Here is a 12,344-nt window from a genome sequence, read left to right on the forward strand (position 1 = left end):
TGTCATGACCCAGCTGGTGAACATGATCATTCTGGATGAAGGTGACAATGTCGGTGTTGCCCTGCGCGACATCGCGGCCGGCGAGCAGGCGAGGAGCGCCAATGGTCTGCAGCTTCCGGCGGCCGAGCGCATCGTCCAGGGTCACAAGGTTGCGCTGCGCAATATTGCCGAGGCCGAGAAGATCATCCGCTTCGGTGTCGCCGTGGGTATCGCCACCGCGTCAATCCCCCGCGGGCATCTCGTTCATATTCACAATGTTAAGAGCCAGTATCTCAACAATGATGAGGACCACTATGAGTAGGACTTCGTCACATCAGGGCATGCGGGGCTATTTGCGCGCCGATGGCCGCAAGGGCATCCGCAATTTCGTCGTCATCGCCTATCTGGTGGAATGCGCCCATCACGTAGCGCGCCAGATCGCTCAAGCCCATCAGACCGAGGGCGGGCAGCTCATCGGCTTTCCGGGCTGCTATCCGAGCGACTATGCGCATCGTGTGATGGAGGCGATGTGCACGCATCCTAATGTCGGCGCCGTCCTCCTCGTATCGCTCGGATGCGAGGAGTTCCGCCGCAGCGCCTTGCTTGATGCCGTCGAGGCTTCGGGACGGGCAGCCAAGCTGCTCGTCATCCAGGAATGCGGGGGGACGCGCGCTGCGATCGGGGAAGGACGTCATTGGGTAACGCAGGCCCTTGCAGCCGCCCATGCCGTCGAAACGGTGCCTCTGGATTTCTCCGATCTCGTCATCGGCACCAAATGCGGCGGCTCCGACGGACTGAGCGGCATCACCATCAACCCGGCGGTCGGCCGCGCTTTCGATCGCCTGGGCGATCTTGGCGCCACCCTCATGTTCGAGGAGACCTGCGAGCTCATCGGTTGTCAGGATCACATGCAGCAGCGCGCGGTGACGCCCGAGCTCGGCCGCGAATTGAAGGCGGCGGTCGAGAAGGCCGATCGCTATTACCGCGAACTGGGCCATGGCAGCTTCGGCGGCGGCAATATCAAGCATGGTCTTTCGACGCTCGAGGAGAAGTCGCTCGGCGCCTATGCCAAGAGCGGCACCCGGCCGATTGCCGGCCTGATCAAGCCCGGCACCCGCCCGCCGCATGGCGGTCTCTATCTGATGGATACTGTGAATGACGGGCCGGTACGCCATGGCATCCCCAATATCAACGACACCCAGACCATCACCGAGATGGTGGCAAGCGGCTGCCACATGATCGTCTTCACGACGGGAGCCGGCTCAGTGGTGGGGCAGGCGGTCGCGCCCGTCATCAAGGGCGTCTCCAATTCGCGCGTCTATCAGCGGCTGGCCGACGATATCGACGTCAATGGCGGCACCATCGCCGACGGCGTCGAGACCATCGACGATGTCGGTGAGCGCATCATCGCCGAAGTCGTGAGTCTCGCATCCGGGCATCCGAGCAAGTCGGAATCTCTCGGGCATCAGGAATTCGCTCTTTCCTACAAAACCTACGAACCGGCAGGTCCGGCCTGCCTGCCGGTTTGAAACATAAAGCGCCACGGAGGAAACCGATGAATAGGAAGCATGTCATTCTGACGTCTATGTTTGCTGCGACGCTCATCGCCTCGATGGGCATCGCCAAAGCGGCGGACGATGTCCGCTTGCGCCTCAACTGGATGTATTACGGCTCGCATGCGGGCTTCGCCTATGGCAAGGACAAGGGCTATTACAAGGATGCGGGTATCGATCTCGATATCCGCTCTGGCAATGGCTCGGGCTCGGCGCATCGCCTCGTCGCCAATAATGACAGTACTTTCGCTTACGGCTCCTGCGCCTCGATGCTCAATCTGGCCGCCAAGGGCGCGCCCCTCATTTCGGTGGGGGTGATCGATGCCATGGGCACGGAAGCGGTCATCGTGCGCCCCGATGCCGGCGTCAAGGCGATCGGCGATCTCAAGGGCAAGACCATCCTCACCACCGCCAATGCCGGCGTGAACACCTTCTTCCCGCTGGTGCTGCAGGCGGCGGGCCTGAAGGAGGGCGATGTCACCATCACCAATGTGCCGGATGGCGCGCTGGTGTCGAGCTATCTGCAAGGGGCGGGCGGCGCCGTTGCCATGCTGGGTGGGCTCGACGACAAGCCGGCCGAGATCAAGGCCAATGGCGGGGCGACGCCGGTGACCTTTCCCTATTCGGATTTTGGCGTGAACCAGGTCGGCTATTGCATCGTCGCCAACATCGATACGGTGAAGAGCAAGCCCGATCTGGTGAAGAGCTTCGTGGCGGCGACCGTCAAGGCCTATAAGGAGACGGAAGCCAATCCGGATGCGGCGGTCGCCTCGATGGCCGACATCGTCGGCGGCTCCATGGCCGAGGAGCAGGGCAAGGCGCAGGCCCGAGCCGTGCTCGACGTGACGCTGAGCGTGCTCTATTCCAAGGCCAACAAGGACAAGAAGCTCGGCATGAACGTGCCGGCCGACTGGGACGACATGCTGGCCCTGATGAAGAAGTACAATGATCTTCAGACCGACAAGCCCGCCTCGGCTTTCTACACCAACGACTTCGTACCCTGACCGTGTATGCTGCGCCCCTTCTCCGGCGCTAACGCGCGGGAGGAGGGGAGAGTTGTGAGATGACATGACGGCTGCCGCCATAGACATCAGATCGGCGACCAAGACCTATGCCTCAGGCACCGAAGCCGTTCACGCCTTCGGGCCCTCGAGTCTCACCATCGCGCCGGGTGAGTTCATTTCCCTTCTGGGCCCTTCGGGCTGCGGCAAGTCCACCTTGATGCTGATGATCGCCGGGCTTCTCGACTGCACATCGGGCGAGATCGAGCTTGGCGGTCATGTGGTGAAGGAGCCGCAGACCAGCATAGGCATCATGTTCCAGGACAACACGCTGGTGCCCTGGCGCACCGTACGTGGAAACATAGAGCTGCAGATCGAATTGCGCGGATTGCCTTCTGCCGACTACCGCGCAACGGTCGATCGCCTGATCAGCACCGTCAAGCTTGATGATTTCGCCGACCGTTACCCTTACGAATTGTCGGGCGGCATGCAGCAGCGTGCCGCCTTCTGTCAGACGCTTGTCCACCGCCCGGACGTTCTTCTGCTCGACGAGCCGCTGGGCAAGCTCGATGCCATGACGCGTGAAAGCATCAGGCGTGATCTGCAGAGTCTGTGGCTCGAGGATCGCCCGACCGTCGTCTTCGTCACCCACAGTATCGAGGAGGCGATCCAGCTGTCGACCCGGGTCTGCGTGATCTCGCCGAGGCCCGGCCGGATCGAGAAGGTGATCGATATCGATCTGCCCTGGCCGCGCGATCTTGCCGCCAAGCGCAGCGAGAAATTCAGCGCCTATGCGGCCGAGATTGAGGAGATATTCCATGGCTATGGCGTCCTCTGAGAAAGCGGCGCCGGCGGGCGCGTCCTGGCTTTCGGCTGTGCTGCGCGCGCTCGGACGGTCCTGGGCCTTTATCCTGTTCTTTGTCGGCTTCTTCCTGTTCTGGGAATATGCGATCGATATTTTCAGCATCCCGGCCTATATCCTGCCGCGGCCATCGGAGATCGTCACCCGCGGCTGGGCCGATATCGATCGTCTTCTCTACTATACCTATGTGACCGCGGTGGAGAGCCTGCTCGGCTATCTGGTGGCGATCGCGATCGCCGTGCCCCTGGGCTTGGCAATCGCCTTCTCGTCTTTCCTGCGCCGGACGATCTATCCCTTCTTCGTCTCGCTCGAGATGACGCCCAAGATCGCTTTCGCGCCGCTGTTCATCTCCTGGCTGGGTTTCGGCCTGTTGCCCAAGGTGATCATCGTCTTCCTGGTGTGCTTCTTCCCGGTCGTGCTGAATGCGATCCTGGCCTTCGGCTCGTTGAACGAGGAGCTGACACGCTTCATCCGTGCAACTGGCGCCAGTCCCTGGCGGGCTTTCTTCAAGGTGCGCTTGCCGGCGGCGCTGCCGCAATGTTTCGTCGGCTTCAAATATGCCGCGATCAATGCGACGGTCGGCGCCACCATTGCCGAATTCATCGGCAGCGACCAGGGACTCGGCTTCTATATCCAGATCGTTACCGGCAATATGCGACCCGATCTCGCCTTTGCCGGCATCTTCCTGCTGACGCTGCTGGGACTGGCGCTTTTCGGCGCAGTGACGCTGGTCGAGCGCTGGGTCATCCCCTGGCATATCTCACAGCGGCGGACTCATTAAACACGGACGAGCTCATGGCCCAGAAATACGATGTCGAATCTTTGCGCGAATTTGCGCGCGCCGTGCTCTTGAAGGCAGGTCTGCCGGAGGAACCGGCGCGCTCGGTCGCACGCGGGCTGGTCGAGGCCGATCTCTACGGCCATTCGACCCATGGCCTGGCACTGTTGCCGGACTATGTCGACGAGATCGAAAGCGGCGCAATGGCGAAGAACGGCCGGCCCGAGGCGCTGAGCGATTTCGGCGCGGCGGCCTTGTGGGATGCCAGGCGTCTTCCCGGTGTCTGGACGACCGACCTCGCTGTTGCCGAGGCGGCGAAGCGCGCCCGGTCCTTCGGCGTCGGCGCCATCACCTTGCGGCGCAGTCACCATATCGCCTGCCTTGCCGCCTTCCTCGAAGCACCGGCGCGTGAGGGAATCGCCATCATCATCCTGTCCTCCGATCCGAGCGATGCCTTCGTGGCGCCTTTTGGCGGCGTGACGCCGGTGATGACGCCGAACCCGATCGCCGTCGGCATTCCGGCATCGCCCGACCCGATCCTCATCGATGTCAGCACCTCGATCACCACCGCCGCCATGTGCGCGCGCATGCGCAATGCCGGAACGCCTTTGCCCGGCAAGTGGCTTTTGGACAGCGCCGGCAAGGTGACCGATGACGCCCAGGTGATGAAGCAGGGCGGATCGATCCTCCCCATTGGCGGTGTCGATCACGGCCATAAGGGCTATGGTCTCGGGCTTATGGTCGAGGCTCTGACGCAAGGCCTCGGCGGCTTTGGCCGCGCCGATAGACCTAAGGAGTGGGGTGCGTCCGTCCTCGTTCTCGCTTTTGCGCCGGAAGCCTTTGGCGGGCGCGACGAATTTCTGCGCCAGACGGATTGGCTGGTGGAGGCTTGTGAGAATTCAGCCGTCCCGCAAGGCAGGCCCAGAGTGCGCCTGCCGGGGCAGGCAGCACTTGCGCGCAAGGTCGAAGCCCTGCGCGATGGGATCAGCCTTGACGCTGTTCGCCTCGGCGGGATCGAGCGCCTGGCGACGCGTTTCGCGCTCGCTCAACCGGCGGCAAGCCGATCCGCCGTTTCCAGGAACGGATAGTCCGTATAACCGGCACGGCCCGGCGTGTAGAAGGTCGTGTCATCAGGCTTGTTGAGGGGAGCATCCGCGGCGAAGCGCGCCGGCAGGTCGGGATTGGCGATGAAGAGCTTGCCGAAGGCGACGGCGTCCGCCTCGCCGCTGGCCAGCACCTGTTCCGCGCTCGCCTGGGTGAATTCCTGGTTGGCGATATAGAGGCCGCCGAATTCTCGTCTCACGGTTGGCCCGAGGCGCGGCGCTTCGAGCGACTCGCGCCCGACGATGAAGGCGATCTTCCTTCGCCCGAGCTCGCGCGCCACATGAGAGAAGGTCGCTTCCGGGGTTGAATCATCGATGTCATGCGAGTTGCGCCGGAGATTGAGATGCATGCCGACGCGCTCCGGTCCCCAGACCGAGATCGCCGCATCGGTCGCTTCCAGCATCAACCGCGCCCGGTTCTCGATCGAGCCGCCATAATCGTCGGTGCGCCGGTTGGTCTTGTCCTGCAGGAACTGGTCCAGCAGATAGCCATTGGCGCCATGGAGCTCGACGCCGTCGAAGCCGGCTTTGATCGCGTTCACGGCGCCCTTGCGATAGGCATCGACGATGTCCGGTATCTCGTGGCGCCCGAGCGCGCGCGGCGTCACATAAGCGCGCTTGGGCCTGACCAAGCTCACCGTGCCCGCAGGCTGCACCGCGCTCGGTGCCACCGGCAGCTCGCCATTGAGGAAGACCGGATCGGAGATGCGCCCGACATGCCAGAGCTGCAGGAAGATTCGCCCGCCCGCCTGATGCACGGCATGGGTGACCTTGCGCCAGCCCTCGGTCTGCTCGGCCGACCAGATGCCGGGCGTATCGGCATAGCCGACGCCCATCGGCGTGACACTGGTGGCTTCGGTGAAGATGAGCCCAGCCGTGGCGCGCTGCGCATAATATTCGGCCATCAGCGCATTGGGCACGCGCTCCGCCCCGGCGCGGCTGCGCGTCAGGGGCGCCATCAGGATACGGTTGGGCAGCGTATAGGGACCAAGCTTCAGGGGATCGAAGAGTGTTGGCATGGGAGATCTCTGGCAGGTTTCAGGGGTGGGAGGTTCCGGGGGCACGGAAAACCGCATCGAGAAGGCCGGGGAAACGCTGGTCGATCTCGGTACGGCGAAGCGTGTTGATCACTTCGACGCCTTTCTTCTCGGAACGGATCAGGCCTGCTTCGCGCAGGATCTTGTGGTGGAAGGAAACAGTCGAGGGCGGGTGCGCGGCACAGGCCTGGATGCAGCTCATGCGGTCGCTGCCCATGAGCTTCCGCACGATCTCGCGCCGGACCGGATCGGACAAGGCATGGAGCACATTGTCGAGCGAGATGTCGGGCGCGGCAGGGTGGGTGAAGGGGCGTGCCATAGCCTTAACATAGTCCATAACTACAATAGTTCAAGATTACTGAAGTTTAAGATTGGATCAGGAACGCTCCCTATATTAGATGACCGCCCGGCCCGGGACACTGACAGAGAACTGCGGTAGTTAGGGCTGAATTGCCGAAACGACTGATTCGACTGGAATTCTGATGGCCAAGAACAAGGTGAAGGACCTCTTTGACAAGCTGGAAGCCGAGATGGCGCCCCAGGCCGCCAAGGCGCGCGCCATGAAGCCGAAGAACGGCGACGAGAGCTATACGGCCGCCGACATCGAGGTGCTGGAGGGGCTGGAGCCGGTGCGTCGGCGACCCGGCATGTATATTGGCGGCACCGACGAGAAGGCGCTGCATCACCTCTTCGCCGAAGTCATCGACAACGCCATGGACGAGGCGGTGGCGGGCCATGCCTCCTGGATCGAGGTCGATTACGACAAGGATGGCTGGCTCACCGTCACCGACAATGGCCGCGGCATCCCGGTCGACCCGCATCCCAAATTCAAGGACAAATCCGCCCTCGAAGTGATCATGACGACGCTGCATGCCGGCGGCAAATTCGATTCCAAGGTCTATGAGACCTCGGGCGGCCTGCATGGCGTCGGCGTCTCGGTGGTGAATGCGCTCTCGGAAGACCTCACCGTCGAGGTGGCGCGCGGCCAGCAGCTTTTCCGCCAGAGCTACAAGCGCGGCAAGCCGACGGGCAAGATCGAGAAGCTCGGCAAGGTCAACAACCGGCGTGGCACCACGGTGCGCTTCCGGCCCGACCCGCAGATCTTCGGCAAGACGACGGAGTTCTCCGGCGCCCGCCTGTTCCGCATGGCGCGCTCCAAGGCCTATCTCTTCGGCGGCGTCGAGATTCGCTGGTCCTGCGATCCCTCCCATATCAAGGACAAGGAGACTCCGGAAAAGGCGGTGCTGCATTTCCCCGGCGGCCTCAAGGACTTTCTCGAGGAGCGCCTCGAAGGCAATGCGCGCGTGGTGGATGACATTTTCTCCGGCAAGGTGACGAAGCCCGGCGGCCACGGCTCGGTCGAATGGGCGATCGCCTGGTTCGGCGGTGAAGACGGCTTCATCTCGTCCTATTGCAACACCATCCCGACGCCCGATGGCGGCACGCATGAGCAGGGCCTGCGCTCGGCGCTGCTGCGCTCGCTCAAGAACTATGCCGATCTCACCAACAACAAGCGCGCCGGCATCGTGACGGGCGATGACGTGATGGCGTCATCGGGCGCACTTCTCTCGGTCTTCATCCGCGAGCCCGAGTTCCAGGGCCAGACCAAGGACCGCCTCGCCACGCTCGAAGCGGTGCGCATCGTCGAGACGGCGATCCGCGATCATTTCGACCATTGGCTCACCGGCCATCCGGCCCAGGCCGACAAGCTGCTCAACTGGATCGCCGATCGCGCCGAGGAGCGCCTGCGCCGCAGGCAGGAGAAGGAAGTCGGCCGCAAGACGGCGCTGCGCAAGCTGCGCCTGCCGGGCAAGCTCGCCGATTGCTCATCGACGGCGGCGGATGGCTCCGAGCTCTTCATCGTCGAAGGCGATTCGGCCGGCGGCTCCGCCAAGCAGGCAAGGAACCGCGCCACTCAGGCGGTGCTGCCTTTGCGCGGCAAGATCCTCAATGTGGCAAGCGCCGGCAAGGACAAGCTCGCCCAGAACCAGCAGCTCTCCGATCTGCTCCAGGCGCTCGGCTGCGGCACGGGAGCGACCTATCGCGAAGCCGATCTGCGCTATGACAAGGTCATCATCATGACCGACGCCGATGTCGACGGCGCCCATATCGCTTCGCTCCTGATCACTTTCTTCTACCGCCAGATGCAGCAGCTGATCGAGGAGGGGCATCTCTATCTGGCGGTGCCGCCGCTCTACAAGCTGGCGCAAGGGTCGAAGACGGCCTATGCCCGCAATGATCAGCACAAGGATGAATTGCTCAAGGGCGACTTCTCCGGAAGGGGCAAGGTCGAGATCTCGCGCTTCAAGGGCCTGGGCGAGATGCTGCCCGGCCAGTTGAAGGAGACGACGATGGACCCGGCCAAGCGGGCATTGCTGCGCGTCAATCTCCTGGGCGATGAGAAGACGACCACCGCCAAGGTGGTCGAGCAGCTGATGGGCAACAAGCCCGAGGAGCGGTTCAAATTCATCTCCAACCGCGCCGAATTCGTCAGCGAAGAGGCGCTGGACGTTTAATCGGCTGCAAGGCCAGGCGAATCCGGTTATTCAGACAACAGATGGGAGCCCTGCGGGAACCTCAATGAGGTTTCCGCGCTTATCAGGTATCGGCAGAAACCCTGCCGGTGATGGAGCTGCCCATGACCAGATCACCTCATATTTCCGAAGACCGCATCCGCGAGCGCGCCTATCGCCTGTGGATCGAGGAAGGCCAGCCGCAGGGCAAGGACGCCGAGCATTGGCAGAAGGCGCGCGAACTCCTGGCGCTCGAAGCCGATCCCAAGGAAGGCAAAGAGGGCATTGCCGAGGGGGCCAACAACACTGGTCCCTGGGATGAACCGGTGGAGGAAGCCGCCACCCTGGAGAACCAGGGCGAGGTCCCGACGCTGACCGACCAGGGTGAGCAGCAGATCCCGAAGAAACGCCGGCCGGCGGTTGCCAGGCGCAAGACAGCCGCACCGAAGCCGAAGAAGAAGCGGCCCATGTGAGGGGCCATGCCCTCGACCGCGATCAGCCGGATCCTCTACGAGCACGAAGCGCAGGTGCTCAATGTCTGGTTTCGGGAATCAGGCGAGCTCTACCGCTATTGTGATGTACCGGCCCGCATCCACGGATGACGACCGCCATGCTGCCCAGTTGATCGAATTACTTCGCTTCGCGCACTGAACCGGTGCGTTCGTCGACCACAATGCGCCGGACCACACCGGTCCTGCGGGGCAGGGGAAACGCACCGTCGCCGTCGAGCCCGTATTCCGAATCGAGGGTCGGCTTGGGTTTCACGAGTTTGACCGGCAAAATTTGCTCGGCGCCGGCCTTGGCAGATTCGCCCGAGGGTATTGCGAGGAAGGCGCCGATCAGAGCAGTTGTCATAAACTGGCGCGACCGCATGGCAGGTCTCCAAAACGAACGAGGGCGGTCCGCCGTCAGACCGCCCCCGTCTCGCCGTCCGTTAGCTCCGGATTATTCCAGAAACCCACGGATTTCGATGTCCGCCCGCGTCACGCCAATATCGCGCAGCAACCGGTCATCGAGGTTGCTCGTCTGCCATTGGTCGGCCGCTTGAGCCAATTTCATACGCATGCGCGTCAACAGGCTGGGCGGAGCAAGAATGATGCCGCGGGCGGCGATCATGTTCATTTTCATCTCCAGGGGGAATGTGGGTGCGCCCCGAATGGCCGTCCTTCTAGCGAAGCCCCGCCCAATCCAGGCTGAATGGGCCGTTCATCCGCCGTTTAGAATGGGGATGAAAAGCGAACGAGGCTTTTCGCAGCCGTGCGCGGTGGTTTAGACTGAGGCCATGGCAGATTCGCAGAAAATGGTTCTCGTCGTGCACGACCGCGATGAGATGGACGACCGGGCCTCCGCCTGGGCGCGGCGCCAGGGCTATGCGCTGGACTGGGTCTGCCCGGCTGAGGGCGATAGCCTGCCGGCGCTCGACGGCCAGGTGGCGGGCGTCATCGTCTATGGCGGCGCCCAGGATGTGGACCAGCAGGACCGCCATACCTATCTCAAGGACGAGATGCGTTTTCTCGACCAGGCGCTCAAGCGCGAGACACCGGTGCTGGGCCTGTGCCTCGGCGCCCAGCTCCTCGCCCACACGCTGGGCGAGAGGGTATCGGGCCATCCCGACGGCCGCGCCGAATATGGCTATTACGATCTCCTGCCGTCGGGCGAGGGCCGCGAGCTCTTCGGCGCGCCCATGAAGGTTCTGCAATCGCACTGGCATGGCTGGTTTGGCACGCCCAAGGGGGCGGTGAAGCTTGCCGGCACGGCCGATTTTCCCGAGCAGGCCTTCCGCTATGGCGCCAATGCCTATGGCTTCCAGTTCCATCCCGAGACCAGCCGCAAAGGGCTTACCCGCTGGATCTCACGCCGCCCGCCGCACAAGCAGACGATGACGGGCGCCCATCCGGCCGATCGTCAGCTGGCGGACAATCTCGTTTACGACAAGGCCCTGGGCGACTGGTTCAACACGTTCCTCGAGGGCTGGATAAGCGGACGGCAGATCAGATACGAGGCGGCCGAATGACGATTGTCACCATACTTCCTGCGGTGGAGACGCCCTCACTTCTCATGCGTGAGATCGAGGCGCGCGACTGGAAGGCCTTTTCGCATTTCATGACGCAGGCCAATTACCAGCGCCATATCGCCATGCGGCTGCGCAACGAGGAAGACGTCAAGAACTTCGTCACCCGCCAGGTGGCGCGCCAGGGCGATGAGCGCCGCCACATCTTCCATCTGGCGGCGGAGGGCAAGGAGCGCAGCTTTGCGGTCGGCGACGGCTTCATCATCTTAGGGCGAGGCGGCCTGGCCGAGGTTGGCTGGGGCGTGGCGCCCGATCTATGGGGCAGGGGCTTCGGCACTGAGATCGGCCGCGCGCTGGTGGGGCTTGCATTCGAGCGTGTCGGCGCGGTCAGGGTGTGGTGCAAGGTCATGGCGTCGAACGCCGCTTCCCTGCGGCTGGCCCGCCGCATCGGCCTCAAGCATGAGCGCTCGCATCCCGATTATCCCGCGGGCCAGGGCCGATTCGAGGCGGTTGAATTCTTCGCCATGACGTCCGAGGATTATTTCGACGGCGCCTATTGAGGATCGCATCGGCCCGAAAAGTTCATGGCCGGGCTCGACCCGGCCATCAAGCCAAGAGACACAGCGATGGCTTCGACCCCGCCCATTTGCGATTTCGGCTGGAAGGCCAGGGATTTCCGCCTGCCGGCGACCGATGGCAAGAGCTACGGCCTGGCCGATCTGCGTGGTCCCAAGGGCACGCTCATCGTCTTCATCTGCAATCACTGTCCCTATGTGAAGGCGATCACCGGCCTGCTGGTACGGGATGCGGCGGATCTGGCGAAATCGGGCATTGGCGTCGCAGCGATCTGCGCCAACGACGCCGTGTCCCATCCGGAAGATTCCTTCGCCAATATGAAGATCTTCGCCAAAGCCAGCGGCTTTGCGTTTCCCTATCTGCATGATGAGAGCCAGGAGGTGGCCAAGGCCTATGGCGCCATTTGCACGCCCGATTTCTTCGGCTTCAATGCCAAGGACGAGCTGCAATATCGCGGCCGCCTCGATGCCTCGCGCACCTCGCCGGTCGCGGGCGCAAGACGTGATCTCTATGAGGCGATGATGGAGGTGGCCCGCACCGGCAAGGGCCCGAAGGAGCAGATTTCCTCGATGGGCTGCTCCATCAAGTGGAAGGCCGGCTAAAGCGCGACCAGGAAAAGTGGATACCGGTTTTCCGTCCGGTCGCGCGCCAAAAATAAGCTGATTATTTCCGCTTGGACGGCGCCTTGCGCGGAGCGGTGGCGATTTCGAAGAGATCCTCGGTTTCCTCCGGCAGGCGCATATAGCGCACGCCCGGGAAGATGATGACCTGAGCGGGGCCATTGACGTTCAGATTGGCCGGCAGATCACCGGCGGCGCGCTTCGGGAACGGAATGACGACGGCGTTCAACATGGTTGTCTCCCAGCAAGGCAAAGCATCGAACTTGGGCTGAGAATAGACAAGCCTTGCCGAAGGAAGGCTGAATGGCGCT

At 63.0% G+C, this 12,344-nt stretch carries 17 protein-coding genes; 12 read left to right on the top strand and 5 right to left on the bottom strand.

Features of this window, described 5'->3' with window-relative positions; all coding sequences use genetic code 11:
• Positions 1-4: 4 nt before the first annotated feature.
• From DT068_RS19090 to DT068_RS19115, 6 genes are all read left to right on the top strand, one after another.
• Positions 5-301 (top strand): UxaA family hydrolase, encoded by a 297-nt coding sequence (locus DT068_RS19090; protein WP_119391474.1) that lies wholly within the window; start codon positions 5-7, stop codon positions 299-301.
• Positions 294-1,508, top strand: coding sequence for a UxaA family hydrolase (locus DT068_RS19095; protein ID WP_368904826.1), 1,215 nt, complete (start codon positions 294-296; stop codon positions 1,506-1,508). The genes DT068_RS19090 and DT068_RS19095 overlap by 8 nt, the downstream gene beginning before the upstream one ends.
• 26 nt (positions 1,509-1,534) lie before the next feature.
• Positions 1,535-2,536, top strand: coding sequence for an ABC transporter substrate-binding protein (locus DT068_RS19100; RefSeq protein WP_119391476.1), 1,002 nt, complete (start codon positions 1,535-1,537; stop codon positions 2,534-2,536).
• A gap of 64 nt (positions 2,537-2,600) precedes the next feature.
• Positions 2,601-3,371, top strand: coding sequence for an ABC transporter ATP-binding protein (locus DT068_RS19105; protein ID WP_119391477.1), 771 nt, complete (start codon positions 2,601-2,603; stop codon positions 3,369-3,371).
• Positions 3,352-4,176, top strand: coding sequence for an ABC transporter permease (locus tag DT068_RS19110; protein WP_368904827.1), 825 nt, complete (start codon positions 3,352-3,354; stop codon positions 4,174-4,176). Before DT068_RS19105 ends, DT068_RS19110 begins: the two co-directional genes overlap by 20 nt.
• A gap of 14 nt (positions 4,177-4,190) precedes the next feature.
• Positions 4,191-5,261: an Ldh family oxidoreductase gene (locus DT068_RS19115; protein ID WP_119391479.1), complete on the top strand. Its 1,071-nt coding sequence runs from the start codon at positions 4,191-4,193 to the stop codon at positions 5,259-5,261.
• On the opposite strand, the gene DT068_RS19120 is transcribed toward DT068_RS19115, so the two are convergent.
• Together DT068_RS19120 and DT068_RS19125 are read right to left on the bottom strand one after the other, a co-directional pair.
• Positions 5,219-6,295 carry an alkene reductase gene (locus DT068_RS19120; protein WP_119391480.1) on the bottom strand — a complete coding sequence of 359 codons (1,077 nt, stop codon included), beginning with the start codon at positions 6,293-6,295 and terminating at the stop codon, positions 5,219-5,221. The two genes, DT068_RS19115 and DT068_RS19120, sit on opposite strands and share 43 nt — an antisense overlap.
• 19 nt (positions 6,296-6,314) lie before the next feature.
• Positions 6,315-6,632, bottom strand: coding sequence for an ArsR/SmtB family transcription factor (locus DT068_RS19125; protein ID WP_119391481.1), 318 nt, complete (start codon positions 6,630-6,632; stop codon positions 6,315-6,317).
• A gap of 163 nt (positions 6,633-6,795) precedes the next feature.
• Here DT068_RS19125 and parE point away from each other — a divergent pair, with 163 nt between their 5' ends.
• The 3 genes from parE to DT068_RS19140 all read left to right on the top strand — a co-directional run bounded on the left by parE (position 6,796) and on the right by DT068_RS19140 (position 9,428).
• The gene (gene parE / locus DT068_RS19130; protein ID WP_119391482.1) at positions 6,796-8,829 is read left to right on the top strand and encodes a DNA topoisomerase IV subunit B; all 2,034 of its coding nucleotides are present in this window, start codon (positions 6,796-6,798) and stop codon (positions 8,827-8,829) included.
• A gap of 122 nt (positions 8,830-8,951) precedes the next feature.
• Positions 8,952-9,299, top strand: coding sequence for a DUF2934 domain-containing protein (locus DT068_RS19135; RefSeq protein WP_368904828.1), 348 nt, complete (start codon positions 8,952-8,954; stop codon positions 9,297-9,299).
• A 6-nt stretch (positions 9,300-9,305) separates the two neighbouring features.
• Positions 9,306-9,428: a KTSC domain-containing protein gene (locus tag DT068_RS19140; RefSeq protein WP_119391483.1), complete on the top strand. Its 123-nt coding sequence runs from the start codon at positions 9,306-9,308 to the stop codon at positions 9,426-9,428.
• Between the two features lie 28 nt (positions 9,429-9,456).
• On the opposite strand, the gene DT068_RS19145 is transcribed toward DT068_RS19140, so the two are convergent.
• Both DT068_RS19145 and DT068_RS19150 read right to left on the bottom strand, forming a co-directional pair.
• Positions 9,457-9,699 carry a hypothetical protein gene (locus DT068_RS19145; protein WP_162914309.1) on the bottom strand — a complete coding sequence of 81 codons (243 nt, stop codon included), beginning with the start codon at positions 9,697-9,699 and terminating at the stop codon, positions 9,457-9,459.
• A gap of 72 nt (positions 9,700-9,771) precedes the next feature.
• A complete protein-coding gene (locus tag DT068_RS19150; protein WP_162914310.1) occupies positions 9,772-9,948 on the bottom strand; it encodes a YjiS-like domain-containing protein in 177 nt (58 codons plus the stop codon).
• A gap of 178 nt (positions 9,949-10,126) precedes the next feature.
• Here DT068_RS19150 and DT068_RS19155 point away from each other — a divergent pair, with 178 nt between their 5' ends.
• From DT068_RS19155 to DT068_RS19165, 3 genes are all read left to right on the top strand, one after another.
• A complete protein-coding gene (locus DT068_RS19155; RefSeq protein ID WP_162914311.1) occupies positions 10,127-10,840 on the top strand; it encodes a glutamine amidotransferase-related protein in 714 nt (237 codons plus the stop codon).
• Positions 10,837-11,397 carry a GNAT family N-acetyltransferase gene (locus DT068_RS19160; RefSeq protein ID WP_119391487.1) on the top strand — a complete coding sequence of 187 codons (561 nt, stop codon included), beginning with the start codon at positions 10,837-10,839 and terminating at the stop codon, positions 11,395-11,397. The genes DT068_RS19155 and DT068_RS19160 overlap by 4 nt, the downstream gene beginning before the upstream one ends.
• Positions 11,398-11,463: 66 nt before the next feature.
• Complete coding sequence (locus DT068_RS19165) at positions 11,464-12,015, top strand: thioredoxin family protein (protein ID WP_119391607.1); 552 nt, start codon at positions 11,464-11,466, stop codon at positions 12,013-12,015.
• 61 nt (positions 12,016-12,076) lie between these two features.
• Here the strand turns inward: DT068_RS19165 and DT068_RS19170 are convergent, their stop codons facing one another.
• A complete protein-coding gene (locus DT068_RS19170; RefSeq protein ID WP_119391488.1) occupies positions 12,077-12,265 on the bottom strand; it encodes a hypothetical protein in 189 nt (62 codons plus the stop codon).
• Positions 12,266-12,344 lie beyond the last annotated feature (79 nt).

Origin of the sequence: Taklimakanibacter lacteus (assembly GCA_003576695.1) — a bacterium.
Taxonomy (GTDB): Bacteria; Pseudomonadota; Alphaproteobacteria; order Rhizobiales; family Aestuariivirgaceae; genus Taklimakanibacter; species Taklimakanibacter lacteus.